At 64.7% G+C, this 25,914-nt stretch carries 23 protein-coding genes; 11 read left to right on the top strand and 12 right to left on the bottom strand.

Translation table 11 applies throughout. From position 1 onward, the window contains the following. Nucleotides 1-1,308 (bottom strand): serine hydroxymethyltransferase, encoded by a 1,308-nt coding sequence (gene glyA, locus AC6HZP_RS12235; RefSeq protein WP_497523096.1) that lies wholly within the window; start codon nt 1,306-1,308, stop codon nt 1-3. Nucleotides 1,309-1,486: 178 nt separating this feature from the next. Then, entirely contained in the window at nt 1,487-2,737 is a 1,251-nt protein-coding gene (locus AC6HZP_RS12230) for a L,D-transpeptidase family protein (protein WP_244669923.1), read from the bottom strand. Nucleotides 2,738-3,644: 907 nt separating this feature from the next. Here AC6HZP_RS12230 and AC6HZP_RS12225 point away from each other — a divergent pair. Both AC6HZP_RS12225 and AC6HZP_RS12220 read left to right on the top strand, forming a co-directional pair. Then, nucleotides 3,645-4,400 (top strand): CHAP domain-containing protein, encoded by a 756-nt coding sequence (locus AC6HZP_RS12225; protein ID WP_497523095.1) that lies wholly within the window; start codon nt 3,645-3,647, stop codon nt 4,398-4,400. Between the two features lie 82 nt (nt 4,401-4,482). After that, nucleotides 4,483-5,856 carry a S1 family peptidase gene (locus AC6HZP_RS12220; RefSeq protein ID WP_497523094.1) on the top strand — a complete coding sequence of 458 codons (1,374 nt, stop codon included), beginning with the start codon at nt 4,483-4,485 and terminating at the stop codon, nt 5,854-5,856. Between the two features lie 120 nt (nt 5,857-5,976). Here AC6HZP_RS12220 and ldtR read toward each other — a convergent pair whose 3' ends face one another. The 3 genes from ldtR to AC6HZP_RS12205 form a co-directional block, all read right to left on the bottom strand. Then, nucleotides 5,977-6,489, bottom strand: a complete 513-nt coding sequence (ldtR, locus tag AC6HZP_RS12215) for a transcriptional regulator LdtR (protein ID WP_497523093.1) — start codon at nt 6,487-6,489, stop codon at nt 5,977-5,979. Between the two features lie 164 nt (nt 6,490-6,653). Then, nucleotides 6,654-7,076 (bottom strand): DUF6163 family protein, encoded by a 423-nt coding sequence (locus AC6HZP_RS12210; RefSeq protein ID WP_201403809.1) that lies wholly within the window; start codon nt 7,074-7,076, stop codon nt 6,654-6,656. Next, entirely contained in the window at nt 7,073-8,113 is a 1,041-nt protein-coding gene (locus tag AC6HZP_RS12205; RefSeq protein WP_497523092.1) for an enoyl-CoA hydratase/isomerase family protein, read from the bottom strand. Before AC6HZP_RS12205 ends, AC6HZP_RS12210 begins: the two co-directional genes overlap by 4 nt. 273 nt (nt 8,114-8,386) lie before the next feature. On the opposite strand from AC6HZP_RS12205, the gene AC6HZP_RS12200 reads away from it, so the two are divergent. The 6 genes from AC6HZP_RS12200 to AC6HZP_RS12175 all read left to right on the top strand — a co-directional run bounded on the left by AC6HZP_RS12200 (nt 8,387) and on the right by AC6HZP_RS12175 (nt 14,905). After that, complete coding sequence (locus AC6HZP_RS12200) at nt 8,387-9,679, top strand: hemolysin family protein (RefSeq protein ID WP_201403807.1); 1,293 nt, start codon at nt 8,387-8,389, stop codon at nt 9,677-9,679. Between the two features lie 123 nt (nt 9,680-9,802). Continuing rightward, nucleotides 9,803-10,822, top strand: coding sequence for a porphobilinogen synthase (hemB, locus tag AC6HZP_RS12195; protein WP_497523091.1), 1,020 nt, complete (start codon nt 9,803-9,805; stop codon nt 10,820-10,822). A 13-nt stretch (nt 10,823-10,835) separates the two neighbouring features. Further along, nucleotides 10,836-12,212 carry a branched-chain amino acid ABC transporter permease gene (locus AC6HZP_RS12190; RefSeq protein WP_497523090.1) on the top strand — a complete coding sequence of 459 codons (1,377 nt, stop codon included), beginning with the start codon at nt 10,836-10,838 and terminating at the stop codon, nt 12,210-12,212. Nucleotides 12,213-12,254: 42 nt separating this feature from the next. Continuing rightward, entirely contained in the window at nt 12,255-13,487 is a 1,233-nt protein-coding gene (locus AC6HZP_RS12185; protein WP_497523089.1) for a threonine ammonia-lyase, read from the top strand. A gap of 87 nt (nt 13,488-13,574) precedes the next feature. Next, nucleotides 13,575-14,075: an RDD family protein gene (locus AC6HZP_RS12180; RefSeq protein WP_201403803.1), complete on the top strand. Its 501-nt coding sequence runs from the start codon at nt 13,575-13,577 to the stop codon at nt 14,073-14,075. Nucleotides 14,076-14,158: 83 nt separating this feature from the next. Further along, complete coding sequence (locus AC6HZP_RS12175) at nt 14,159-14,905, top strand: arginyltransferase (RefSeq protein WP_497523088.1); 747 nt, start codon at nt 14,159-14,161, stop codon at nt 14,903-14,905. Between the two features lie 179 nt (nt 14,906-15,084). Here AC6HZP_RS12175 and AC6HZP_RS12170 read toward each other — a convergent pair whose 3' ends face one another. Next, on the bottom strand, nt 15,085-15,546 hold the full coding sequence (locus AC6HZP_RS12170; RefSeq protein WP_497523087.1) for a MarR family winged helix-turn-helix transcriptional regulator: 462 nt from the start codon (nt 15,544-15,546) through the stop codon (nt 15,085-15,087). 51 nt (nt 15,547-15,597) lie between these two features. Between AC6HZP_RS12170 and AC6HZP_RS12165 the strand changes: the two genes are divergently transcribed. Continuing rightward, nucleotides 15,598-16,041 (top strand): DoxX family protein, encoded by a 444-nt coding sequence (locus tag AC6HZP_RS12165; RefSeq protein WP_497526799.1) that lies wholly within the window; start codon nt 15,598-15,600, stop codon nt 16,039-16,041. Between the two features lie 21 nt (nt 16,042-16,062). Continuing rightward, the gene (locus AC6HZP_RS12160) at nt 16,063-16,746 is read left to right on the top strand and encodes a glutathione S-transferase family protein (RefSeq protein ID WP_497526798.1); all 684 of its coding nucleotides are present in this window, start codon (nt 16,063-16,065) and stop codon (nt 16,744-16,746) included. Nucleotides 16,747-16,831: 85 nt separating this feature from the next. On the opposite strand, the gene parC is transcribed toward AC6HZP_RS12160, so the two are convergent. Both parC and puuE read right to left on the bottom strand, forming a co-directional pair. Beyond that, nucleotides 16,832-19,090, bottom strand: a complete 2,259-nt coding sequence (gene parC / locus AC6HZP_RS12155) for a DNA topoisomerase IV subunit A (protein WP_497523086.1) — start codon at nt 19,088-19,090, stop codon at nt 16,832-16,834. Nucleotides 19,091-19,152: 62 nt separating this feature from the next. Further along, on the bottom strand, nt 19,153-20,064 hold the full coding sequence (gene puuE / locus AC6HZP_RS12150) for an allantoinase PuuE (RefSeq protein WP_201403797.1): 912 nt from the start codon (nt 20,062-20,064) through the stop codon (nt 19,153-19,155). Between the two features lie 181 nt (nt 20,065-20,245). Here puuE and AC6HZP_RS12145 point away from each other — a divergent pair, with 181 nt between their 5' ends. Further along, the gene (locus tag AC6HZP_RS12145) at nt 20,246-20,446 is read left to right on the top strand and encodes a hypothetical protein (protein WP_201403796.1); all 201 of its coding nucleotides are present in this window, start codon (nt 20,246-20,248) and stop codon (nt 20,444-20,446) included. Nucleotides 20,447-20,539: 93 nt separating this feature from the next. Here the strand turns inward: AC6HZP_RS12145 and pssA are convergent, their stop codons facing one another. The 4 genes from pssA to AC6HZP_RS12125 form a co-directional block, all read right to left on the bottom strand. Beyond that, entirely contained in the window at nt 20,540-21,376 is an 837-nt protein-coding gene (pssA, locus tag AC6HZP_RS12140) for a CDP-diacylglycerol--serine O-phosphatidyltransferase (RefSeq protein WP_497523085.1), read from the bottom strand. A gap of 1 nt (nt 21,377) precedes the next feature. Then, entirely contained in the window at nt 21,378-22,127 is a 750-nt protein-coding gene (locus AC6HZP_RS12135) for a phosphatidylserine decarboxylase (protein ID WP_497526797.1), read from the bottom strand. A gap of 78 nt (nt 22,128-22,205) precedes the next feature. Then, nucleotides 22,206-24,143, bottom strand: coding sequence for an ABCB family ABC transporter ATP-binding protein/permease (locus tag AC6HZP_RS12130; protein ID WP_497523084.1), 1,938 nt, complete (start codon nt 24,141-24,143; stop codon nt 22,206-22,208). 129 nt (nt 24,144-24,272) lie between these two features. Next, nucleotides 24,273-25,781 carry a LysM peptidoglycan-binding domain-containing protein gene (locus AC6HZP_RS12125; protein WP_497523083.1) on the bottom strand — a complete coding sequence of 503 codons (1,509 nt, stop codon included), beginning with the start codon at nt 25,779-25,781 and terminating at the stop codon, nt 24,273-24,275. Nucleotides 25,782-25,914 lie beyond the last annotated feature (133 nt).

Below are 25,914 nucleotides of genomic sequence, written 5' to 3'. Positions count from 1 at the left end.
TCAGGAGTAAATCGGGAAGCGCGCGGTCAGGGCGTGGACGCGTTCCTTGACCGAGGCTTCGACGAGCGGAGCCGAACCATCTTCCGACTGCGAAACGGCGCCCAGGACTTCGGCGATCAGGCGGCCGACTTCCTGGAATTCAGCGACGCCGAAACCGCGCGTCGTCGCCGCCGGCGTGCCGAGACGGATGCCGGAGGTGACGAAGGGCTTCTCCGGATCATACGGAATGCCGTTCTTGTTGCAGGTCAGGCCGGCGCGGACGAGCGCCTTCTCCGACACGTTGCCCTTGACCTGCTTCGGACGCAGATCGACGAGCATCAGGTGGTTGTCGGTGCCGCCCGAAACGATATCGAAGCCCTGGCCCTTCAGCGTTTCCGCAAGCGCACGAGCGTTTTCGACGACGGCGTTCGCGTAAAGCTTGAAGTCCGGACGCAGCGCCTCGGCGAAGGCGACGGCCTTGGCGGCGATGACGTGCATGAGCGGGCCGCCCTGCAGCCCCGGGAACACGGCCGAGTTGATCTTCTTGGCGATCGCCTCGTCATTGGTCAGGATCATGCCGCCGCGCGGGCCGCGCAGCGACTTGTGCGTCGTCGTGGTGACGACATGCGCATGCGGCAGCGGCGACGGATGCGCACCACCGGCGACGAGGCCGGCGAAATGCGCCATGTCGACCATCAGATAGGCGCCGACCGAATCGGCGATCTCGCGGAAGCGCTTGAAGTCCCAGATGCGCGAATAGGCCGTGCCGCCGGCGATGATCAGCTTCGGCTTGGTCTCTTCGGCGATGCGCTGGATCTCTTCATAGTCGAGCAGCTGGTCCTCGCGGCGCACGCCATAGGGCGCCACCTTGAACCACTTGCCGGACATGTTGACCTGCGAGCCATGGGTGAGATGGCCACCCGCGGTGAGGTCGAGACCCATGAAGGTGTCGCCCGGCTGCAGCAGCGCCAGGAACACGGCCTGGTTCATCTGGCTGCCGGAATTCGGCTGGACGTTGACGAATTCGGCGTCGAACAGCTTCTTGGCGCGCTCGATGGCGAGCGTCTCGACGATGTCGACGAACTCGCAGCCGCCGTAATAGCGCTTACCCGGATAGCCTTCCGCGTACTTGTTCGTCAGCACCGAACCCTGCGCTTCCAGAACGGCGCGCGAGACGATGTTCTCCGAAGCGATCAGTTCGATTTCATGCTGCTGGCGACCGAGCTCCTTACCGATGGCATCGGCAATTTCCGGATCGGCCTCGGCGAGGGTCCGGTTGAAGAAGGCGGAGGTCGAGGAAAGGCTGTCGGCGCGATCCGTCAGAGACATGGGGCGGTCCATCCTGTTGTCGGTGCCGGATCGGGCCAGAGTCGGCTCGTCGTCCGGAACCCGGGCGACGTACCATATGTGGGGGTAGACGCCAAGAAAAAGGGCCTCATTCGGCCCTCGAATTAACGGTGCCGTTCCGGACGATCGCCCGGAACGGCCGTGTCGGGATGCGCGGCGCCTACTGGAGCGCGAGCTGGCCGATGCCGTCGCGATTGTAGATGTCGTCGCGGAAATGGGTGACGCCGTCGGCCATCGCCCAGGCGCTGATATACTGCAGGTAGAGCGGCACTTCCGGCTTCGGATTGACGTTGACCTGCTCGCCGGACTTGAAGATCTGGTCGATGCGCTCGCGCGGGAATTCGGGCGTGTCGCGCAGCAGCCAGCCGATCACCTGGCGGACATTCTGGACGCGGATGCAGCCCGACGAATCGAAGCGCTGCTCACGGCCGAAGATGTCCTTCTGCGGCGTGTCGTGCATGTACACCTGCTCGTCATTGTGGAACGAGATGCGCACGGTGCCGAGCGAGTTGAAATCACCCGGATCCTGGCGGAACAGATAGCCCTTGGTGGCCTGGTCCGTGTGCCAGTCGATCGACTCCGGCGGCACTTCGACGCCGGCGGTATCGTAGATCCGGATATGCTTCTTGGTCAGATAGTCGGGCGACTTCTGCATCAGCGGGATCAGGTCCTTGCGGATGATCGACGCCGGAACGGTCCAGTTCGGGTTGAAGCTGATGCGATAGATCCGGGTGGCGAGCACCGGGGTCGGGCGATCGACCTTGCCGACGACGGCCGTGTGGCGCGAGACGACGCGATTGCCCTCGACGACCTCGATCGCCGCGGCCGGAATGTTGATCATCACGTAGCGTTCGCCGAGGAAGCCCGACATCGAGCGCAGGCGAACCAGGTTGGTCTGCAGCTGCGTGAGCCGGACGGCGGCCGGAACGTTCATCATGTTGATGGTCGACTGACCGGCGACGCCATCGACCGGCAGGCCGTGACGGGCCTGGAACCGGCGCAGGCCGGCATCGACATAGGAATCGAAGGTCTGCGAATTGCCGGTACCCTGGCCGAGGTCGCCGGTGACCGCGAGACGCTGGCGCAGGATCACGACATTCGGATCCTTGAGGCCGAGGCTGAGCTTCTTGTCGCCGGGAACCACCGGCCAGCCGCCACGCGAGACGATGTCGGTATAGTTCTGGATGGCGTATTCCACCGCCTGCGCCGTGTCGGGCGACAGGATCGGCGCCGAGGTGCGCACGGAGGCCGCGCCGCTCGAGGCGGCATCGAAGCCGTCCGACCAATCGCTGCTGCCATTCTGCAGAACCTGGTTGATCGGATCGACGCCCTGCGCGAAGGCCGAAAGCGGCATGGCGACCGATGCAGCCATCGCGCCCGCGATCGAACGCAGGGCGCCACGACGCGTCATCGCAACGTCAGGGAGGAGGAATGTCTTCTTTGATCCGCTCATGTCGCTACTTCTAGAAGCTCGCTGATAGATGGAGCGCGCAATCCTCGCCCGCTCCGAATTTTCAACTGCGGCTAGAACGCGCCGCGAACCTTCAACACAGACGGGATTCCAAGGAGCCCCTTCCGCAACACCGGTGCCGGCCCTGGAACGCGGCGGCTACCGTGTCAAAACACGGACGACCCTCGGCAGGCAAGAAGCCCAAGCAACCCTGCTTCGTTTTCACGCCAGTATGGCGCTTTCATGTCTCACCCGGCCTCTACAACGCAGAGTGATACTGGACCGATATGGTTACCGGAACCTTCACGCCAGGGTCCGTACTCCATTAGGAAGCCTTTGTAGAACACCAAGGTCGCCAATAGCCCAAGGCCCATGGGCGGGCACCGTCGCCCCGGCGGAGGCCGGGGCCCATAAACACCGCCCAAGAAAGCTCGGTCCAGCCTGTCGGCCACAGGCCGGCGTGTCTGGATCCCGGCCTTCGCCGGGATGACGGCGGAGGGTGGCCAAGTCCGATCGGCGCGATGAAGGCGGCGGCGTGCGGAGGTCTCACTAGGGCAGACAAACAAAAACCCCGGCTGGCGACGCCGGGGTTTTTGGGGATTCTGCGCTCCGGGATCAGAGGCGATAGAGGATCTGGTCGGTCCAGAAGCGGTCGAGGCAGCGTTTGCCGATCACAGATCGCTATCAATCAAGAGCGAAGCGACAGCGCTTACTAAAACATCAATCACGATTGGAGACCAGCTTGATCACTCAGCCACATACAACCCGCCCGTATCTGACCATTGCAACCTGCACAATTTGAGCGCATCAATAAGTGGTGACCGAGGATAGAGGGGCTTTTATGTCTATTTTCCCGGATCGACGACACATGCTTATTGCACTTGCTGGTGCGCCTTTATTGCTGGCCAACGCCACGCGTGCTTTGGATATCGGTTCAAGAAATGCTGCCGATGATACCCTCCCCGAAATTCCCAGCGATTTGGCCCAGTACGCGGATCAACCCTCGCTAAACGGCAATTTGACCACATATCAGCCACAAGGAACCCAGGCAGCGACAACAGACGAGGAAGACGCCGGAAAGTATGTTCTTGATCATTCCCCAATAAACTCATTGCCCATTGAGGTTGCGTTTTATTTTCTTGACGTGAAAGATGGAAAAATCGGGAGCGAGTTCAAGCCATATGTCACGGCTTGGCCCGTTCGCTGGAACCCTGTTATTGTCGGCTTTTTCAAGGCTACCAATACAAAGCCCAGTGGCGACACCACCGCATGGTGCGCGGCGTTTGTTAATTACTGCCTGCTGCGAAGCGCAGAAGGGAAAACCCTACCCGCAGGCTATAGCAAGGCCAACAAAAGCGCATCGTCCAGATCTTTCCGAACATGGGCCAGCGAAACAGGAAGCCCGCGACCTGGAGATATCGTGGTGTTTCGCGATAAACGGGACGATGCGCACGGTCACGTTGGGTTCTTTTTGGCGGAAAACGCCGAATCGGTACTGGTCCTCGGTGGTAATCAGTTCGAGGGAAAGCCCATCCGCCACTCGATAAGCAGCAAGTGGATCCCGAAGAATGGCAACTCCCTCGTCTTGCACTCGTATCGGACGGACCCTCGACTGCAGAGTTAGTGTACTAGCGCTGATTCTGTTTGCGAGTGATGCCCGGGCAGACCTATATAAAGACGCAGGCGCGGCAGTAGTCAGGATAGTTGTGGAAGGTACACTTCTAGCTCCATCCGATGACGGAACAACCGACTATCGCGACTTTGGGACAGGGTTTATTGTATCTGCTGATGGCCTGGTATTGACGGCAGGCCATTTATTCCCTTCGGCGAACAAATTCGAGGGCGCCCAATACTGGATATCGGTCCAAATTCCTAGCTACAACAAGGGCCGCATGTCTCTTTCGAATGAGACAATTCAGGCACGATTGCTAAGAGCGAGCCAATTTCCTAGTGATACCGCAATCCTAAGAATTAACTCGCAAAATCGTCGCTTTCCGTTCCTGAGAATGTGTGACGAATACAGTTCGGAAACTCGGCTCTCTATTTTAGGGTATGGAGGTGGCGAAGACTACGTCGCCAAAGTTGATGGAACCGTTAGGGCCCATGATGACGGCATCAATCCTGCCGACCTCCAAATACCCTCAAACCGCGGCGACAGCGGAGCTCCAGTATTCAATGAGCATGGTTCAGTGTTCGCAATCTCCATTGGTCAGCACATAGTTAATGATGTCCCTATAATAAATTCGGCCCTTGCAGTCCCTATACCTATCGCAGTTACAAACCTCTCTCCGGACGCCAGAACTTTGCTCGGCCTAAGCTACTTTCCCGATTGCGATCAGATTATTCCAAGTCAAACAACCACCGTTGATCTGAAAATCGATCAACTGGTGAGGGGTAACGCTCACTCGTCGCTTAGCTTTACCCCCCCACCCAATTCCGTTTTCACGGGCGCCTACCATCTACCTCAGCTAAATGGGTCGAATCTCCGATCTGGGAGCTTGGAGAACATTCAAGTCTCTCCCGATAGGTTTACCGGCACCATACACGCGGTGACGAATAGCCTACCGGGCGGCATCCAAGGGAGGAGCGCGGAATCAACGCTAGCCGGCACAATTGTCGCCGAAACCAAGCTGCCATCACCTGAGGTTGTTACAGAAGAAAGAACGGCACAAATCCAGAGTGTATTGATCACTCTATCAAAAGTCCCATCCGATGTTGCTTCCGAAGACCCATCTGGCATCTTCTCCGAAGACCCATCCGGCATCGTCTCCGAAGCCCCATCTGACGCCATTTCCGAAGCCCCATCGGATGGCGATTTCGACTCCATTGATTATGCCGCAAGCGTCATAGCCCCACCGCACATGAAAATAACCGAACTTCTGAATGTTCGTTACAACTCAAGAGTCGATAGCGCGGCCGTAAATCCAATTGATGCGAGAATGAAATGGCCGTCAATTGAAAGTAAATTGGACGGGGGCAGACTCTATCTTAGCACAAGTCTAGGGAAAATGCCCGATCAAGATATGCCAGATCAGATCAACGTTTTCGCTACCCTTCAGCTCGTTCCAGTGAATAGATAGCCCCCCCCGTCAGGGCCCAGCCGCAATTTAATCTTACGGTCCAACATGTCGTAGCATTGGCACGTGTGATCCAAGAAAGGCAAACGGCTACGGAATCGGAGATAAATTAGCTTTCCGATTCTACAGGCGATAGAGGATCTGGTCGGTCCAGAAGCGGTCGAGGCGCTGCAAGGCGCGGTTGAGCATCTGGAAGTCGTCGATGGCGATGCCGCCGACCTGCTCGATCGACTTCATGTGCCGCTCGTAGACGCCGGCGACGATGTTGGCGACTTCCTGGCCGCTCTCCGTCAGGCTGACCCGGACCGAGCGGCGGTCCATCCGCGAACGCTGGTGATGGATGAAGCCCATCTCGACCAGCTTCTTCAGATTGTAGGAGACGTTGGAACCGAGATAGTAACCGCGGCTGCGGAGCTCGCCGGCGGTCAGCTCGGCATCGCCGATGTTGAACAGAAGCAGCGCCTGGATGCTGTTGACGTCGGAGCGGCCCGAGCGGTCGAATTCGTCCTTGATCACGTCCAGCAGACGGCGATGGAGCCTTTCCACCAGAGTCAGCGCTTCCATGTAAAGCGGCTTGAGCTCCGGCGTATCCTGCTGTTGATTGACTGTTTCGACTGCCCGCTTCGCGCTGATCATCTTTCCGGCCTCTCTGTTGCGTGGCAAGTATTCTTCTCACCTGATGACAACGGACCTTATAGGGATCATTTGAATATGATCTTAAATATCACGCTTAACGCAGGCTTACCTGCCCGGGCGGCCTTCCAAACGGATCTTATCGTTAAAAACTTGTATCCCGCCGCTCAGGCCGTCATCGCCTCGTGCCGCCGGCTCATCACCAGCAGGGCCACGAAAATCAGCAGCGTCACGACATGGAAGGCGACGACGAGGAGATCCAGCCCGTAGGTTTCCGCGAAGACGGTATGGATCGCGATCTCGAAGAAGGCGACGTAGACCCAGATCACATTGCCCCAGGCGACGCGCATCCAGAGCCCGACGGCGGCCACCAGATCGACGACGGCGAGATGGATGGTCACGAGCTTCCACGGCGTCGACATCGTCTCGAAGCTCCAGCCCGGATCCTGGAAGACGCCGGCGATGTAGAGCCAGTGACGAAGCCCCAGCAGAAGCAGGATCGCCGCGATGCCGCGAAGGTAGACCGTCAGCGCCAGGTCGTAGGGATTGTCCGGCTCGCTCGGAAGCTGGGTGACTTCGTTGTCGATCATGGTAGCGGGATATCTCCTTCGGCCGGCGTCACGAAGTGCCTATCGATCGCCTCCGGGTCAACCTCCGAAAGCGTCGCCGGCTGCCAGGCCGGAGACTGATCCTTGTCGACAAGGGCGGCGCGAACGCCTTCGTAGAAATCATGACCGTCGAGGATCGCGCAGGCGATGCGCCAGTCCAGCCGGATGCAATCGTCGAAATCGAGCTCCCGCGCGGCGCGGATCTGACGCAGGGCGACGCGCAGGCTGGTCGGCGATTTCGAGCGGATCGTCGCCGCCGTCTGCCTCGCCCAGTCGGCATGCGCCCCGTCAAGCGCGTCCAGCCCGATGAGGATCGATTCGACCGATCCGTTGGCGAAGGACGCATCGAGGACCGGGCCGAGCCGCTCCAGCGTCTCGGCCTCGACCGGCTCCGCGTGGTCGGCAAGGACAGTGTCGGCGCTCTCGCCTCGTGCCAGCCGCTCGACGATCGCGTCGAAGGCGCCGGCGGGCACGGCATGGGTCGCGATGCCCGCATGGAGCGCATCGCCGCGGCGAAGACGCATCGCGGCAAGCGCAGAATAGACGCCGGCCGCGCCCGGCATGCGCGACAGGAAATAGCTGGATCCGACATCCGGGAAGAAGCCGATACCCGTTTCGGGCATCGCGAAGACGGCATTCTCGGCGAAGGCGCGGTGCGAGCCGTGCACGGCGATCCCGGCGCCGCCGCCCATGATGTAGCCGTCGACAAGCGCGACATAAGGCTTCGGGAACGCCTTGATCGCGGCGTTCAGGCGGTATTCGTCGCGGAAGAAGGCGCGCTGCTCCGGCGCGCCGCGCCCGGCCTCGTAGACCGCGCGGATGTCGCCGCCGGAGCAGAAGGCCCTGCCCTCGGCGCGGACGACGACGGTCCGCACGCTGGCATCGTCCTTCCAACTCGCGAGCGCCTCCGCCAGCGCACGGACCATGCCGTGCGACAGCGCGTTGAGGGCGCCCGGCCGGCACAGCGTGACGATGCCGGCGTAGCCCTCGCGGTCGAAGCGGATCTCGGGTCGGGCCATGCTTTTCTCCGGAGAATGCGCTCCGACAGTAAGCGGCGACGCACCGGCGACAAGGCCGTTCGCCGTCCGTCCCCATCTCATTCGGCCTCGGGCGCCGGGCCCATCTCTCCGCTGGCGGGAACCGGTCGCCTCCGATATGATCGCGCCATGTCGATGGCCGAAGAGAAGCCCTGTCCCGGAGCGGCCCGCCACGGCGCCGCTTACCGGGTCTTTCTCATGCCCAGTTGGACCTGATGGTACCCTCCCAAATGATTGCCGCGCGCTAGACGACACATGCCCTGGCAAGACATTCTGATCATCGCTGTGTTGATCGCTTTCAACGGCTTCTTCGCTTTGTCCGAAATCGCCGTTGTTTCCTCGCGCCCTGCGCGCCTGCAACTCATGGCGAGCGAGGGCGTGCGCGGCGCCACAGCCGCGCTGCGCCTGTCGGAGGATCCGACCGGCTTCCTTTCCGCCGTGCAGATCGGCATCACGCTCGTCGCCATCCTGTCCGGCGCCTTCGGCGAGGCGGCGCTGGCGACGCCGTTCACCGAATTCCTGCAGACGACCTTCCCGAGCCTCGGCAACAAGGCCTCCACGATCGCCACGATCGTCGTCGTCGTCTGCCTCGCCTACTCTTCCCTCATTCTCGGCGAGCTCGTTCCCAAGCGCATGGCGCTCACCAATCCCGAGCGCCTCGCCTGCTTCGTCGCCCGCCCCGTCGGCCTCATCGCGCGCTTCGCCTTGCCGATCGTCTGGTTCCTGCGCCTCTCGACCGACACGGTCCTGCGGGCGCTCGGCAAGCAGCACAACGACGATCGCGGCGTGACCGAGGAAGAGGTCAAGACGATGATCGCCGAGGGGACCGAGGCCGGCGTGTTCCACCAGGCCGAGCGCGACATGATCGAGGCGGTGATCCGCGTCGCCGATCGGCCGGTGCGCTCGATCATGGTGGCGCGGCCCGACGTCGTCTGGCTCGACATCGAGGATCCGCCGGCGGAGAATCGCGACGCGATCATGCATTCCGGCCATTCGCGCTTTCCCGTCAGCCGCGGCGAGATCGACGCCGTGATCGGCATCGTCCACGCCAAGGACCTGCTCGAGCAGATCTATGAGGGCAAGACCGTCGACCTCGACGCGATCATCCGCGAGCCGCTCTATGTCGACGAGCGCATGGCCGTGCTGAAGGTGCTGGACCGGTTCAAGACCTCGAACGTCCATATGGCGGTCGTGCTCGACGAGTATGGCAGCTTCCAGGGCATCGTGACGCCGATGGACATCCTGACGGCGATCGCCGGCGACATGCCGGAGCATGAGGGCGACGACGTTCCCGAAGCCATCCAGCGCGCCGACGGATCCTGGCTGATCGACGGCAGCGCCGCCATCGACATTGCCGAGCGCACGCTCGGCCTGCGGGGCCTCGGGCTCGAAGGCGACTTCGCCACCGTCGCAGGCTTCATGCTGCACCATCTCGGCCACATCCCCGTGCCCGGCGAATTCTTCAGCCATGAGGGCTGGATCTTCGAGGTGGTTGACCTCGACGGCCGCCGGATCGACAAGGTTCTCGTCCGCAAGGGCGACGGCTAGGGCGCTTCTCGTTTCGCGAAAGCGCCCGCCTCGCTCCTGCCATCCGAAGCGCGACAGTGCCGCGCTTGAAGCCGGCTTATCTGGTGCTAGGTTCCAGCCGTTGCGCCGCTCAAGGAAATTCGTATGACCCGCCAGTCCTTCAATCCGCCCGACATGAACGCCATCCTGGGCGGACGCCGACTTCGCCGCAATCGCAAGGCGGACTGGTCGCGCCGCCTGGTGCGGGAGACGCTTCTGACGGTCAACGACCTGATCTGGCCGATCTTCCTGATCGAGGGCGAGAACGTCCGCCAGGACGTCGCCTCGATGCCGGGCGTACAGCGGCTTTCGGTCGACCAGGCCGTCATCGAGGCTGAAAAGGCCGCGCAGCTGGGCATTCCGGCGATCGCCCTCTTCCCGTTCACCGAGCCGTCGCTGCGCGATCCGACCGGCAGCGAATCGCTGAACCCGAACAACCTCGTCTGCCGCGCCTGCCGCGCGATCAAGGCGGCGGTGCCCGAGATCGGCCTGATCACCGACGTGGCGCTTGATCCCTATACCAGCCATGGCCATGACGGCGTGCTCGAGGGCGAGCGCATCGTCAACGACGCCAGCGTCGCCCTGCTCGTGCAGCAGGCACTTGCCCAGGCCGAGGCCGGCGCCGACGTGATCGCGCCGTCCGACATGATGGACGGCCGCGTCGCCGCGATCCGCGAGGTGCTGGACGACGCGGGCTTCCTCGACGTGCAGATCATGGCCTATTCGGCGAAATACGCCTCTGCCTTCTACGGGCCCTTCCGCGATGCCATCGGCACCTCGAAGACGCTGATCGGCGACAAGCGCACCTATCAGATGGATTTCGGCAATACCGACGAGGCGCTGCGCGAAGTCGAGCTCGACATTCAGGAAGGGGCTGACATGATCATGGTCAAGCCCGGCATGCCTTATCTCGACGTGGTGCAGCGGGTGAAGGAGACGTTCGCCATGCCCACCTTCGCCTATCAGGTGTCGGGTGAATACGCGATGCTGCAGGCCGCGGCGCGCAATGGTTGGATCGACGGTGATCGCGCCTTCCTGGAAAGCTTAGCTGCTTTCAAGCGGGCGGGCGCCGACGGCATCCTGACCTATTTCGCGCCGCTCGTCGCGCCGCTCCTCCCTCGCTGATCGGAGCGCGCCGATGGTGGGGGCCGCAAGACCGGCCGCGATCATGGCGCTGGTTATCTGCGCGGCAGCTCTGCTCGCCGCGTGCAACCTGATTGACCGCCAGCAGGCGCGCGTCTGCGTGGCGGTCGCGACCGCCGTCGCCCCCGCCGGGCAGAGGGTCACGATCCAGTCGGTGATCCCGCTCGAGGGCGTCAGCCATGCGCTCCGGGTCAACTACACCGTTCCCAGCATGGACCTGCCGCTCTATGTCGATTGCGCCTTCGCCGGCGGGACGCTGGAGATGGGCCGGGGCCAGGTCATCGGCGTGCGCGGCTATGACGGCGCGCTGACCGAGCGGCAGCTCATCACGCTGCATCGCTGGTTCCTGGATCAGGACGGCGCGGTATCCCGTGCGATCGCCGAGACCAACTGGCAATCGCCGAGCCTCGAGATCTCATCGATCAAGCTGCCGAAGGGCGTCGGCTTCGCGCTGCAGCAGGTCGTCAACATTCTCAGCCTCGCGGCGCTCTATTCGCCGATCGCGCTCGCCTTCGCACTCGTCTACGGCCTGATCCGGCGCATCCATATGGCGTTCGGCCAGATCGCCGTGATCGGCGGTTATGGCGCGATCATCGGCATCGTCGCCGCTGTCAGCATGCCGTCGCTCGGCCTCCTCCCCTCCATCGCCCTGGTCCTCGGCATGGCCGTGACGCTGGCAGCCCTCTGGGGCTGGCTCGTCGGCCGCACCGTCGTCCTGCCGCTTGCCGGCGGCCCGGACCGCGCCTTCATCATCGCCACCATCGGGCTCGGCATCGCCCTCTCGGAAATGCTGCGGCTCACCCAGGGCGCCCGCGAGATCTGGGTGCAGCCGATCCTCGACACGCCCGTCGTTCTCACGCAGGGGCCGTTTCCGGTCGTGCTCACCGAGATGCGGCTGCTGGTCATCGGACTGGCGCTCGTCATCCTGCCGATCGTCCTGTTCGTCATGCACCATTCCGCCTTCGGCCGGGCCTGGCGCGCCGTGGCCGACGACCGCGTCATGGCGCGGCTGCAGGGCATCGACCCCGCCCAGGTCACTGGCACGACCCTGATCCTTGCCTCCTCGCTCGCGGCCGGCGGCGGCGCCGTGCTGGCGCTGAGCTATGGCACCATCACCTATTCGATGGGGCTGATCGTCGGCCTGAAGGCGCTGCTCGCCAGCCTCGTCGGCGGCGCCGGCTCGCTCGTCGGGGCCGTGCTCGGCGGCCTGCTGATCGCGACGCTGGAAACGCTCTGGGCCGCCTATTTCGACACCACGTCCCGCGACATCGTCGTGCTCGCGATTCTGACCCTGCTCTTCCTCATCCGTCCGAACGGACTGCTGGGACAGGGCACGGCGCTCGAAGAAGATCGCGCCATCCGACCATCCTAAGCCCCCCAACGCAAAGCCGCTGCCCAAGCCCCCGGAGTTGTCATGACTGGATCGCCTCATCCCGCATTTCCCACTCTGGAGGACATCCGCGACGCGGCCCGCCAGATCGACGGCGTCCTGATCCGCACACCCTTCCTGCCGGCGCCCCGGCTGTCGCGGCTGGCCGGCGCGGAGATCCACGTCAAATACGAGAACCTGCAGGTCACCTCGTCCTTCAAGGAACGCGGCGCCCTGGTGAAGCTCCTGTCGCTCTCGGACGACGAGCGGCGGCGCGGCGTCGTCGCGATGTCGGCCGGCAATCACGCGCAGGCCGTCGCCTATCACGCCCAGCGCCTCGGCATCCCCGCCACCATCGTGATGCCGAAGACGACGCCCTTCGTGAAGGTCGAGGCGACGAAGGCCTTCGGCGCCAACGTCGTCGTCGAGGGCGAGACGCTCGCCATCTGCCAGCAGATCGCCGGCACGATCGCCGACGAGACCGGCGCCGTCTGGGTGCATCCCTATGACGATCCGCATGTGATCCGCGGCCAGGGCACGATCGCCCTCGAGATGATCGCGGACGGTCCGCCGCTCGACAGCATGCTGATCCCCGTCGGCGGCGGCGGCCTGATCGGCGGCATCGCCATCGCCAGCAAGACGCTGGCGCCGCAGACGCAGATCATCGGCGTCGAGACCGAGCTCTACCCGTCCATGCGCGCAGCCCTCGACGGCACGGAGGGCGTCTGCGGCGGCAATTCGCTCGCCGAGGGCATCGCGGTCAAGAATGTCGGCAAGCTGACGCTGGAGATCGCCCGCCACTTCGTCGACGACGTCGTGCTGGTGACCGAGACGTCGATCGAGCGGGCGGTCAACGCCTATCTGACGCTGCAGAAGACGATGGCCGAGGGCGCCGGCGCGGCCGGCCTCGCCGCCATCCTGGCCGATCCCGACCGTTTCCGCGGCCAGCGCGTCGGCCTGGTGCTCTGCGGCGGCAACATCGATCCGCGCCTCGCCGCCTCGATCATGGTCCGCGAGCTGGCGCGCTCCGAGCGCATCGTCGCGGTCCGGATCATCATCCCCGACCAGCCGGGCGTGCTCGCCGACATCGCGGCGACGATCGGGTCTTGCGGCGGCAACATCCTCGAGGTGTTCCACCACCGCAACCTCCTCACCGTGCCCGCCAAGGGCGCCAGCGTCGACGTCACCATCGAGACGCACGGGCCCGAGCATGCCAGCGAGATCAGCGCGGCGCTGGAGGCGCGCAACTACACGGTCACCCGGATGGCGCCCCCCTGATTTTTCCGGGCGCTTCCCGCGCAACTTCTTGCAGGCTGCGGCAAAATCTCCCATTTGATCTTGTGCAAGACAGAAGCAAGGAACGCCATGACGCACTATGACGATGCCTACCGCGCCGGCGGCCAGGTTTTCGACCCGATCCGGGAACCCGAACTCTTCGAGGGCGTGCTCACGAAGCGCTTCTTCGCGTTTATCGTCGATGCGATCCTGATCGGTTTCTTCCTGCTCCTGGTCTCGATCGTCATCCTGGCGATGGGCGTGATCACGCTCGGCGTGGCCTGGTTCCTGTTCGCGCTGCCGCTGTTCGCCATCGTAGCGCTGCTCTACGTCGCGCTGACGCTCGGCGGGCCGAAGGCGGCGACGCCGGGCATGCGGCTCGCGGGCGTCGCCATCCGCTCGACGGATGGCGAGCGCATCGGCGCCATCATCGCCGCCGCGCATGCCCTGATCTTCTGGTTCTCCGTCTCGGTGCTGACGCCGCTGATCCTGCTGATCGGCCTGTTCTCCGACCGCAAGCGGCTGCTGCACGACATGCTGCTCGGCACGGTCGTGCTGAACGCCGGCCCGCTGGCGCGCACCCGTCGCTGAGTTCCGCGTAAAAAACAATCTTGGCATCGGCGGATGACGTATTATCGTCTGCCGATGCCTCCTTGGTTCGGGCCTGTCGCGTTATGACCCAACATTCGACCGAAACGCCGCAGTTCTTCCTGACAGCCCCTTCGCCCTGCCCCTATCTACCGGGGCAGATGGAGCGGAAGGTCTTTACGCATCTCGTCGGCGAGAAGGCATCCGCGCTCAACGAGATCCTGACCCAGGGCGGCTTCCGGCGCAGCCAGAACATCGCCTATCGCCCGGCCTGCGAGGCCTGCAAGGCGTGCGTCTCGGTCCGCGTCCCCGTCGACCAGTTCGTGACGACCCGGAGCTTCCGGCGGGTGCTGGATAAGAATGTCGACCTGATCGGCACGCGCGTCGAAGCCGCGCCGACCTCCGAGCAGTATTCGCTCTTCCGCGCCTATCTCGACGCCCGCCATTCGCAGGGCGGCATGGCCGACATGACCGTGCTCGACTACGCCATGATGGTCGAGGACACGCATGTCGACACCATGCTGGTCGAGTACCGTTTTCGCGGGCCCGACACGGCCATCACCGGCCAGGGCGACGGACCGCTGATCGCCACGGCGCTGACCGACCTGCTCTCGGACGGGCTGTCGATGGTCTATTCGTTCTATGAGCCGGGCTACACCGATCGCTCGCTCGGGACGCTGATGATCCTCGACCACATCCGCCGCGCCCGGAAGATGGGCCTTCCCTATGTCTATCTCGGCTACTGGGTCGAGGGCTCGAAGAAGATGGCCTACAAGGCCCGCTTCCGCCCGCAACAGCACCTGGGCCCCCGCGGCTGGGAACCGGCGGGCTGAGGCCGCAGCGCCTCTAGGAAGCAAGCCCCTCACCCAACCCTCTCCCGCAAGCGGGCGAGGGCTTTTTTCCTTCTCCCTCCCCCCTGCGGGGAGGGTCGGGGTGGGCGTACCACCTCGATGCAGGGAATCGGCTTGGGGCGACGGCGTCTCGCACGGAGCACCCGGCGGCGAATGCACCTTCAGACAGAGCGTGAAAGGGCGGCGAGCAGGTCGGCCAGCTGGTCTGCCCGCCCCTCGTCCAGCTTCTCGCCGACATGCTTTTGGATGGACGCGCCATAGACCGTCCACATGCGCGACTGCATGGCACGACCGGCATCGGTAACGACGACCCATCGGCCGCGCCCGTCCTCGGCGAAGGTTTCGCGCCGGACCAGTCCTTCCTTCTCCATGCGATCCAGCAGGCGGGAAAGATTGTGCTGCGCCAGCAGCGTCCGCTCCTCGATCTCGTAGGGGCGCAGTCTTCCATCCTCGGCGCGGACCAGCTCCAGCAGCACATCATACCAGCCGAGCGGCGGTAGTCCGGCTGCCTTCAGGTCCTGCTCCATGGCGGCCAGGACGATGCGCTGGCTGCGCATCAGGCGCACCCAGGCGCGGGTGGCGGCTGCGGACGGCGGGTTCAGATCGATGGGGCTATCAGACATAGATGCAATTACATTCAGATTGACGACTTACGCAAGGGCATATATATGCAGATGCATCTACCCCCGATAGCTGGAGGCTCCGCTGTGACCCAGGACCGCCTGACAGACTATGCCGTGACGCTGCTGCGCATCAGCCTCGGCGTGATGTATCTCGCCCATTCCGTCGTGCTCAAACTCTTCACCTTCGGCCTTGCGGGAACCGCGGGCTACTTCGAATCCATCGGCCTGCCGGGCTGGCTGGCCTATGTGACCTTCGCCGCCGAAGTGATCGGCGGGACCATGCTGATCCTCGGCATCTATGCCCGCTGGGTCGCCATTGCGCTGATCCCCGCGCTTCTTGGAGCCATCATCTGGGCGCATGGCGGCGCTGGATGGGTGTTCAACGCGCCCGGCGGCGGATGGGAATATCCGCTCTACCTGATCGTGCTGTCCGCCGCGCAATTCCTGCTCGGCGACGGCCGCCCTGCGCTTCGCCCCTCCAGCCCTCTTTTTTGACCCGATCCGGGAGACACCATGATGTCCGATGCAAAGCTGATCCTCGTCAGCCATCATCTCTGCCCCTATGTGCAGCGGGCCGCCATCGCCCTCGCGGAGAAAGGCGTGCCGTTCGAGCGGCGCTATGTCGATCTCGCCGCAAAGCCAAACTGGTTCCTCGCCATTTCCCCGCTCGGCAAGGTGCCGCTGCTGATTGTGAGGCAGGAGGATGGCACCGACGCCGTGCTGTTCGAGAGCGCCGTCATCTGCGAGTATCTCGAGGAAACGCAGCCCGGCGCCGCCCTTCATCCCGTCGATCCGCTCACGCGGGCGCGTCATCGGGGCTGGATGGAATTCGGCTCCTCCATTCTGTCGGATCTCTGGGGCTTCGAGACCGCGAAGGATGCCGAGACCTACGAGGCCAAACGCAAGGCGCTCCTAGCCAAGTTCGGCCGCGTCGAAGCGGAGCTGGCCGAGGGGCCGCTCTTCAGTGGCGCGACCTTCAGCCTGGTCGATGCCGTCTTCGCGCCGATCTTCCGCTATTTCGATGTGTTCGACAGCATCGTCGACACACAGGCCTTCGCGCAGACGCCGAAGGTCCGCGCATGGCGTGCGGCGCTCGCGCAGCGGTCGAGCGTGGCTCAGGCGGTCACGCAAGACTACGCCGCCCGGCTGCGCGATTTCCTGATCGTCCACGACGCATGGCTGCTGAAACACGCAGCCTGATCCGTACGCGGAAGCCTCTCCCATCGAGGCTTCCGCAGGATCCGATGCTTGAAGGGGCGGAGCGAGGGTCATCCCCCACTCAGCCTCACTTCAGCTGCGGCGTACCGAAGCTGTTCGTCTTCGGGAACTTGTCGGGCGGCAGGCGGCCGGCCTGGCCGCGTTCGGCGACCCAGGGCTTCAGTTCCTCGGCGGTGCGGGTATAGCTCCGCCCCGACGAATCCATCCAGGTCAGGCCCTCGGCGGCGTTGAAGGTGCGGACGTCGGACGGGCCGCCATCCTTGTAGCGCTGCAGGCGGACGCCCTTGCCGCGCGTCATCTCCGGCACCTGCTCGGCCGGGAAGATCAGGAACTTGCGGTTCTGGCCGATGACGGCGACGTGGTCGCCGCCCGCCTCGACGCAGATCCGCGCCTCTTCCGTGCCGTCGACGTTCAGCACCTGCTTGCCCTTGCGGGTGTTGGCGATGACCTCGGTCTCGGGCACGACGAAGCCGCGCCCGTCGGTCGAGGCGAGCAGCAGCTTGCGGCCGGGCTTGTGCACGAACACGGTGACGATGTCCTGCCCGTTGTCCATGTCGACCATCAGGCGGATCGGCTCGCCATGGCCACGGCCGCCCGGTAGCTTGTCGGCGCCGAGCGTGTAGAACTTGCCGCCGGTGGAGAACACCAGAAGCTTGTCCGTCGTCTCGGCATGCAGCGCGAGCTTCAGCTGATCGTCGGTCTTGAAGGTCAGCGTCGCAAAATCGCTGACATGGCCCTTCAGCGCGCGGATCCAGCCCTTCTCCGACACGACGACCGTGATCGGCTCGCGCTCGATCATCGACTGCTGGATGTCCTCGACGTCATGCGACGGCGCGTCGGCGAAGCCGGTGCGGCGCTTGCCGAGCGGCGTCTCGGGGCCGAAGGTCTTGCGGACCTCTTTCACCTGCCAGGCGACCGTCTGCCACTGCTTCTCCTCGGAGGCGAGCAGCGCCTCGATCTGCGCCATCTCGGCCGAGAGCCCGTCATGCTCCTTGCGGATCTCGAATTCCTCGAGCTTGCGCAGCGAGCGCAGCCGCATGTTCAGGATCGACTCGGCCTGCAGGTCGGTGAGCGAGAAGGCCTTCATCAGCTCCTGTTTCGGCTCATCCTCGTAGCGGATGATCCGGATCACCTCGTCGAGGTTGAGATAGGCGACGAGATAGCCTTCCAGGACTTCCAGCCGATGCTTGATCTGGTTCAGGCGGAAGCCGGAGCGACGGACCAGCACCTCGCGGCGATGATCGAGCCACTCGCTCAGAACCTCGCCGAGATTCATCACCTTCGGCACGATGCCCTTCGAGAGGACATTCATGTTGAGCGAGATGCGGCTCTCGAGCTCGGTCAGCTTGAACAGCGATTCCATCAGCAGTGCCGCGTCGACGGTGCGGGCGCGCGGCTCCAGCACGACGCGGATGTCCTCGGCCGATTCGTCGCGGACATCGGCCAGCAGCGGCACTTTCCGCGTCTGGATCAGCTCGGCGATCTTCTCGATCAGGCGCGACTTCTGCACCTGGTAGGGGATCTCGGTGACGACGATCAGATAGGTGCCGCGGCCCTGGTCCTCGACATGCCAGCGGGCGCGGACGCGGAAGGCGCCCTTGCCGGTCCGGTAGGCCTCGGTGATCTGGGCCCGCGTGTCGACGATGATGCCGCCGGTCGGCAGGTCCGGACCCTGGACGTGCTGGACCAAGTCCTCGGTCGTCGCGCCGGGGTTCTTGATCAGCGCCAGCGCGGCGTCGCAGAGCTCGGCGATGTTGTGCGGCGGAACCGAGGTCGCCATGCCGACCGCGATGCCCGACGTGCCGTTGGCGAGCAGGTTCGGCAGGCTCGACGGCAGAACGATCGGCTCCTTCAGGTCGCCGGAATAGTTCTCGCGAAAGTCGATCGCGTCTTCGTCGATGCCCTCGAGCAGCATCTGCGCGACTTCGGTCATGCGCGCTTCGGTGTAGCGGTAGGCTGCCGCGCCGTCGCCGTCGATGTTGCCGAAATTGCCCTGGCCGTCGACCAGCGGATAGCGCGACGAGAAATCCTGCGCGAGGCGCACGAGCGCGTCGTAGATCGACTGGTCGCCATGCGGATGGAACGAGCCCATCACGTCGCCGACGATCTTGGCCGACTTCTTGAACGCCGAGTCCGGGCTGAGGCGCAGCAGGTGCATGCCGTAGAGGATGCGGCGGTGGACGGGCTTCAGTCCGTCACGCGCATCCGGCAGCGCCCGACCCATGATGGTCGAGAGCGCGTAGGCGAGATAACGCTCTTCCAGCGCCTCGCGGAGATTGATGCTTTCGACATGGCCGCCATCCGGCGGAATCAACGCTTTTCCCATGCCTGATGGGAGTATCTGCTGCGCATCGCCGATTCAAGGAAAAGCGGCGGCGCGCCGCCATTTCACGCAGGTCTGTGGTGCGCGTGCCAGTGCCAGGCGATGTCGATGCGGCGCGGGATCCAGACCTTTTCCTTGGCGAGCACATAGTCGACGAAGCGCGCCAGCGCCGCCGCGCGCCCGGGACGCCCGACCAGCCGGCAGTGCAGGCCGACGCTCATCATCTTCGGCGCGCCCCGCTCGCCCTCCTCATAGAGGACGTCGAAGGCGTCCTTCAGATAGGTGAAGAACTGGTCGCCCGAGTTGAAACCCTGCGGGGTGGCGAACCGCATGTCGTTGGTTTCGAGCGTGTAGGGAATGATCAGGTGCGGACCGTTCGGCCCCTGGACCCAGTATGGCAGGTCGTCGGCATAACTGTCTGACGTATAGAGGAAACCGCCCTCCTCCATCAGAATCTTCAGCGTGTGGTCCGACGGCTTGCCCTGGTAGAAGCCGAGCGGCCTGGAGCCCGCGACCTCGGTATGCAGGCGGATCGCCTCGTGGATGTGGCGGCGCTCTTCCTCTTCGGAGAAGTCCTTGTATTCGAGCCAGCGGAGGCCGTGGCTCGCGAGCTCCCAATCCGCCTCCCGCATCGCCGCGACGGCTTCGGGATTGCGCGCCATGGCCTGCGTGACGCCATAGCAGGTGACGGGCACACGGCGGCTCGTGAACATTCGCCAGAGCCGCCAGAAGCCGGCGCGCGAGCCGTATTCGTAGATCGATTCCATGTTGAGGTTGCGCTGACCGACCCAGGGCTGGGCGCCGACGATCTCGGAAAGCAGCGATTCCGACGCCTTGTCGCCGTCGAGGATGCTGCTTTCGCCGCCCTCCTCGTAGTTGACGACGAACTGCACCGCGACATTCGCGCCGCCCGGCCACTGCGGGTCGGGCGTGTTGCGGCCGTAACCGATGAGGTCGCGCGGATAGGTGGTCGTCATGCTGTTCCCGCTTCTCGCAGAATGGTTAGCGTCTTGCCGACGGCGAGGGCAATTTCCGGCTGGATGGTTGGATTCACAGCGTTAATTCGCCCCGCCGATTCACACGCCGTTAACCTACATCGCGCAAAATTAAAACAATAGGTAGCGACGCCTGCTGCCACCCGTCCCCTAGGAGGCCAGAATGCAGTCCGCGCATACCCCGTTCCAGGCAACCAGCCTCCCGGCCGACGATCCGCGCTTCATGGCCGCGCTCGACCTGCAGATCGCCCAGATGCGCCGCGTGCTCGAGCTGATGGCGCCGACGGCCGCCGACGTGCTCGACGGTGCGTTCGCCCGCGTGCCCTATGACGAGCGCATGCGCGCCGTCGCCAGCCACGGCTGAGCCGGGCCGGCCGACCGGCCGGCAATCCCGATTTCCGCGATACGACAATTCACCCGGATGGCCTCGCCTTCCGGGTGAATTGCTTTTGGAACGTCAGTTGTTGCCGTCGCTGGCGGGGACCGCCTTCGCGGCGTCCTCGCGCACATGCTTCTGCCAGGCGCGCCAGCCGATCGGCAGCGCGGCCAGATAGATGAGCGCGCCGGCGGCGAGCACGTGCCAGGGGTAGCTGAGCAGCGAAGCGGCGAGCACCACCACCACGACGAAGAGCGGCAGCACGATCTCGCGCGAGACGCGGGCGCCGAACTTCTTGCCCGACCAGGTCGGCAGGCGGCTGACCATCAGGAGCCCGACGGCGAGCGTGTAGACCAGCACGACGGGCGCCGTAAAGCGGCCGTGCGGCAGGTCGAGATATTCGAGATAGACCGGCAACAGCACGATCAGCGCGCCCGCAGGGGCCGGCACGCCGACGAAGAAGTTCGCCTGCCAGTCCGGCTTGTGCGGATTGTCGATCGCGACGTTGAAGCGCGCGAGGCGCAGCGCGGCGCAGATGGCGAAGACCAGGGCCGCGATCCAGCCGAGCGAGCGAACCTCGTCGAGCGCCCAGACATAGAGCAGGATCGCCGGCGCGACGCCGAAATTGACGAAATCGGTCAGCGAATCGAGCTCCGCGCCGAAGCGCGAGGTCGAGCGCAGCAGGCGCGCCACCCGCCCGTCGATGCCGTCTAGCACGGCGGCGACGACGATCATGGCGATCGCCTCGCCATAGCGCGCCTCGATCGCCATGCGGATCGCCGTCAGGCCGGCGCAGAGCGCCAGCAGCGTGACGAGATTGGGCAGGATCATCCGGATCGGGATCTGCCGAACCTGACGAAGGCGTGGCCGATGCCCCCCCTCGTCATCCGGATCGAAGGGAGGGAAGATGGTTTCCATGTCAGTCGACCCGCACGCCGCTGATCGAGCCGCCGGTGCCGAAGCGGGCGAGCACGGTTTCGCCGGCGATCGCCGTCTGGCCTTCCGCCACGAGCGGCGTCGCGCCCTCGGGCAGATAGACGTCGAGGCGCGAGCCGAAGCGGATCAAACCGAAGCGCTCGCCGACCGCCAGCTGCTGCCCCTCGCGGGTGAAGCAGACGATGCGGCGCGCGACGAGGCCGGCGATCTGGACGACGCCGAGCCTGCCGTGGACACCGTCGATCACCAGGCCGTTGCGCTCATTGTCCTCGCTCGCCTTGTCGAGCTCGGCATTCAGGAACTTGCCGGGCGTATAGGCGATGCGCTGGACGGTGCCGGCGACCGGGGCGCGGTTCACGTGGCAATTGAAGACGTTCATGAAGACCGAGATCCGTACGCGCGGCGCGGTCCCGAGCTCCAGCTCCGGCGGCGGCACGACGGGACCGACGGCCGAGACGCGGCCATCGGCGGGGCTGATGACGAGGTCCGGATCGAGCGGCGTCACCCGCGGCGGATCGCGGAAGAAATAGACGCACCACGCCGTCAGAATCAGTCCGAGCCAGAACAGCGGGCCCCAGAGCCAGCCCAGGAACAGGGTGACGAAGGCGAGGATTGCAATGAAGGGGTAGCCTTCGCGGTGGATCGGCACGAAGTTCGCCCGGATCGATTTCAGCACAGAATCCATGCCTTGCCCTGTCTCCCTGAATTTGCAGCGGTTCGATAGATCACGGATAGCTCCGGGTGTGAAGCGGCCTCCGACCTCTCCCTCAGGGAGAGGTGAGAAGCCGGAGCCCACCGGAACGGATTTGTTTTAGCCGACAGTCTCCAGTTCCGCCTTCGGTCCGCGCGTCACCACGCCCAGCGTATCGGTCTCCTGGACCCGGCGCAGCCGCTCGGCCGCCTCGTCCGCCTCGCGCTGGCGATCCCACATCGAAGCATAGAGGCCGCCCTTGCGCATCAGCGTGTCGTGATTGCCGCGCTCGATGATCTGGCCGGCTTCCAGCACGATGATCTCGTCCGCCGTCACGACCGTCGACAGGCGGTGCGCGATCACCAGCGTGGTGCGGCCGGACGACACACGGTCGAGCGCGCCCTGGATCTCGCGCTCGGTGTGGGTATCGAGCGCCGAGGTCGCCTCGTCGAGGACGAGAATCGGCGGCGCCTTCAGGATGGTGCGCGCGATCGCGACGCGCTGCTTCTCGCCGCCCGAGAGCTTGAGACCGCGCTCGCCGACCTCCGAATCGAAGCCATCCGGCAGGCCCTCGATGAAGCCGGCGATCTGCGCCATGCGGGCCGCCTCGCGGACTTCGTCCATCGAGGCACTCGGCCGGCCATAGCCGATGTTGTAGGCGATCGTGTCGTTGAACAGCACGGTATCCTGGGGAACCATGCCGATCGCGGCGCGCACGCTGGTCTGCCGGACGTCGCGGATGTCGACGCCGTCGATGGTGATGCGGCCGGCGGTGACGTCGTAGAAGCGGAACATCAGCCGCGAGATCGTCGATTTTCCGGCGCCGGACGGACCGACGATCGCCACCGTCTTGCCGGCCGGGACCTCGAAGCTGACATGCTTCAGGATCTCGCGCGCCGGATCATAGTGGAACGAGACGTCCTCGAAGCGGACCGTGCCTTCACGGACGACGAGCGCCTCGGCGCCGGGCTTGTCCTGGACCTCCTCCGGCATGTCGAGCAGGCGGAACATCGCCTCGACGTCGGCGAGGCCCTGCTTCAGCTCGCGATAGACCGTGCCGATGAAATTCAGCGGGAAGGACAGCTGCACCAGCAGCGCGTTGATCATGACGAAGTCGCCGATCGTCTGCTCGCCGCGCATGATCGCCATGCCCGACAGCGCCATGCAGACGGTCATGCCGGTGGTGAAGATGATCGTCTGGCCGAGATTGAGCCACGCGAGCGACGTCCAGGTCTTGATCGAGGCAGCCTCGTAGCGCGCCAGCGACCTGTCGTAGCGGTCGGCCTCCATCGCCTCGTTGCCGAAATACTTCACCGTCTCGTAGTTGAGCAGCGAGTCGACGGCCTTGGCGTTGGCGTCGGTATCGGAGGCGTTCATCTCGCGACGGATGGCGATGCGCCAGTTCGACGCCACGATGGTGAACCAGACATAGGCGACGATGGTCACCGCGATGACGGCGACATAGGTCAGGTTGAACTGCCAGGCGATGACGACGGCCGCCAGCAGGAATTCGAGCAGGGTCGGGAACGTGTTCAGGATGATGTGGTCGACGATCGAGTCGATACCCTTCATCCCGTGGTCCATCGTCCGCGACAGGCCGCCGGTGCGGCGCTGCAGATGGAACCGCAGCGACAGGCGGTGCATGTGCACGAAGGCGCGGCGGCCGAGCTTGCGGATCGCGTTCTCGCTGACGCGGGCGAACAGCGCGTCGCGCATCTGGTTGAACGCGTTGAGCAGGATGCGGCCGACGCCATAGGCGACCACCAGCATGATCGGCACGGTGATGATCAGCGCCAGCCCGCCCTTGTCGCCCGCCGCGTTGGCCGGCGAGACGAGCGCGTCCGTCGCCCATTTGTAGAGGAACGGAATACAGACGGTGAGAACCTTGGCGAGAACCAGGATGACGAGCGCGCCGGCGACCCGGATCTTCAGGTCGTTTCGGTCCTTCGGCCAGATATAGGGCCAGAGGCTGACGATCGTCGAGAACGCCGTCGCGTCCCTCTCTTCATCCGGCGTGCCCTTGCCGGGCCCCGGTACGGCGCTGTTGGTCGCGCTCATTGGCGTACTCCAGATTTTCGCGCTGCCCGTCGCGCCTCGGCGCAAACGGAAAATCCGCGTCGCGGGTTTGCCCGGACACGGATCATGGAGCGCGCCAGGGCGCGCTCCCGGTCATGTGGGTATCGTGGTTCAGTTAGTCCAGTTCGCGTCGCCCGCCGGCAGCACGAAGGTCTGGCCGGGATAGATCAGGTGCGGATTGCGGATCTGGTCGTTGTTCGCTTCGTAAATCGTCGAATAGCGGATGCCGCGGCCGTAGAGGCGGCGCGAGATGGTCCAGAGATTGTCGCCGCGACGGATGATGACGTTGTGCGGCGCCGGCACATGGCCATCGGCGCTGGCGCCACCGGCGCCGCCGCCGGCGACGACCGGCGCGAGCATCGCGACGTCCTCGGTCCGCTCGAACGGCACCTCGGCGCGGCCGACCACCTTGCCCGAGCCATTGGTCTCGACCTGGTCGGCGCGCACGACGCGGCGACCCGGCTCGACCGAGCGCTTCGTCTCAAGCAGCCAGCGGCCGTTTTCTTCCGGCTTCGCCTCGCCCACCAGCTTGTCGTCCATGTAGACGCGCACCGGCGCCTTGGACTTGGCCGAGCCGGCGACGAACAGCTTGCCGTCCTCGACCTCGACCGCGTCGACCGAGACGTCCGGCTTCGCGCCGGAAGCCGCATCGGCCGTCTTGGTGGCGTCGCCTGCCTTGGCAGGCTCATCCGTCTTGGCCGTCTGGGCGGCGGGAGCGCCGGCCGTCTCCGGCTTCGCCACGCGATCCGCATCGGCGAGCGTATCCGACTGAGCCGGCGTCTCGTTCTTGGCAGCGGTATCGGCCGGGGCTTCGGTCTTGGCCACGGCCTCCGGCGCGTTCGCCTGCGCGCCCGGGGCGGCGCCTTCCGGCGCGGCCTGCGCCGAGGCGGCGGTATCGGAAGAATTGGCAGACGGCGCAGCCGCCTCGTCGGCGGGCTTGGCTTCGGCCGGGGCGTTCTCCGCCTTCGGCTCCGGCGTCGCCGCCGACGCGACCTTCTGCTCGCCGGCGCCTTCGGGCTTCTGCAGCACCTTGCTCGCCGTCGCCGGCGTGTTCAGCACGACGAGCGCCTCCCCCTTGCCGGGCTCCTGCACCTGCACGGCGACGCTCTGCTCGGAAAGGGTCTCGACCTTCTTGTCAGGCGAAGTCGTGCGGATCGACAGATCATGCGTTCCGGCTGCCAGCGGCTTCTCGACCGCGACCGCCCACTCGCCGCGCTCGTTCGCCTCGGCCGTGGCGATCGTCGACTGGCCATCCAGCAGCTCGACCTTGGACTTCGGCGCGGCGAGGCCGGCGACGACGGTCTCGCCCGACGGCTCGACGCGGACAATGTCGAAGCTCGGCGCGGAGCCTTCGGCGGGAATGGCAGCCTGTTCGGACTCGGGCTTCGCGGACGCGGCGCTCCCGGCGGCCTGCGTCGCTTCCGGCTTTGCATCCGGTGCCTTGCCGTCGGCGGCGGGCGCCGAGCCAGTCGCAGCCGAAGTCGCGTCCGGCGCGGTTCCCTTTTCGGCGGCAGGCTTGGCGACCAGGCCGTAATAGCCCCCGACCAGAATGGCGGCGATCGCCACTACGCCGGCAACGCGACCGGATGTCTTCGGCCCGGGAGGTGTCTGCTCAGCCATCGATGCTCAAACCTGTCGCTCAAAACGGAACGGCTTTTCCGATTCCGCGCCCGGCGGGCTCATGTCCCCTGCCGGACCGCTGATTCCTCGGCGTTTTCCGGCTTATTCTCTGCCTTGTTATACCCGCTTTCAA

The organism is Kaistia sp. SLG-1 (assembly GCF_059699055.1).
The sequence above is the reverse complement of the archived record's forward strand: the minus strand, read 5'-3'. Positions and strand labels throughout refer to the sequence as shown.

Coding starts and splice junctions, on each gene's coding strand:
- glyA (WP_497523096.1), bottom strand. CDS start 1,308: ATGTCTCTGACGGATCGCGCCGACAGCCTTTCCTCGACCTCCGCCTTC.
- AC6HZP_RS12230 (WP_244669923.1), bottom strand. CDS start 2,737: ATGACGCGTCGTGGCGCCCTGCGTTCGATCGCGGGCGCGATGGCTGCA.
- AC6HZP_RS12225 (WP_497523095.1), top strand. CDS start 3,645: ATGCTTATTGCACTTGCTGGTGCGCCTTTATTGCTGGCCAACGCCACG.
- ldtR (WP_497523093.1), bottom strand. CDS start 6,489: ATGATCAGCGCGAAGCGGGCAGTCGAAACAGTCAATCAACAGCAGGAT.
- AC6HZP_RS12210 (WP_201403809.1), bottom strand. CDS start 7,076: ATGATCGACAACGAAGTCACCCAGCTTCCGAGCGAGCCGGACAATCCC.
- AC6HZP_RS12205 (WP_497523092.1), bottom strand. CDS start 8,113: ATGGCCCGACCCGAGATCCGCTTCGACCGCGAGGGCTACGCCGGCATC.
- AC6HZP_RS12200 (WP_201403807.1), top strand. CDS start 8,387: ATGCCCTGGCAAGACATTCTGATCATCGCTGTGTTGATCGCTTTCAAC.
- hemB (WP_497523091.1), top strand. CDS start 9,803: ATGACCCGCCAGTCCTTCAATCCGCCCGACATGAACGCCATCCTGGGC.
- AC6HZP_RS12190 (WP_497523090.1), top strand. CDS start 10,836: ATGGTGGGGGCCGCAAGACCGGCCGCGATCATGGCGCTGGTTATCTGC.
- AC6HZP_RS12185 (WP_497523089.1), top strand. CDS start 12,255: ATGACTGGATCGCCTCATCCCGCATTTCCCACTCTGGAGGACATCCGC.
- AC6HZP_RS12180 (WP_201403803.1), top strand. CDS start 13,575: ATGACGCACTATGACGATGCCTACCGCGCCGGCGGCCAGGTTTTCGAC.
- AC6HZP_RS12175 (WP_497523088.1), top strand. CDS start 14,159: ATGACCCAACATTCGACCGAAACGCCGCAGTTCTTCCTGACAGCCCCT.
- AC6HZP_RS12170 (WP_497523087.1), bottom strand. CDS start 15,546: ATGTCTGATAGCCCCATCGATCTGAACCCGCCGTCCGCAGCCGCCACC.
- AC6HZP_RS12165 (WP_497526799.1), top strand. CDS start 15,598: ATGCATCTACCCCCGATAGCTGGAGGCTCCGCTGTGACCCAGGACCGC.
- AC6HZP_RS12160 (WP_497526798.1), top strand. CDS start 16,063: ATGTCCGATGCAAAGCTGATCCTCGTCAGCCATCATCTCTGCCCCTAT.
- parC (WP_497523086.1), bottom strand. CDS start 19,090: ATGGGAAAAGCGTTGATTCCGCCGGATGGCGGCCATGTCGAAAGCATC.
- puuE (WP_201403797.1), bottom strand. CDS start 20,064: ATGACGACCACCTATCCGCGCGACCTCATCGGTTACGGCCGCAACACG.
- AC6HZP_RS12145 (WP_201403796.1), top strand. CDS start 20,246: ATGCAGTCCGCGCATACCCCGTTCCAGGCAACCAGCCTCCCGGCCGAC.
- pssA (WP_497523085.1), bottom strand. CDS start 21,376: ATGGAAACCATCTTCCCTCCCTTCGATCCGGATGACGAGGGGGGGCAT.
- AC6HZP_RS12130 (WP_497523084.1), bottom strand. CDS start 24,143: ATGAGCGCGACCAACAGCGCCGTACCGGGGCCCGGCAAGGGCACGCCG.
- AC6HZP_RS12125 (WP_497523083.1), bottom strand. CDS start 25,781: ATGGCTGAGCAGACACCTCCCGGGCCGAAGACATCCGGTCGCGTTGCC.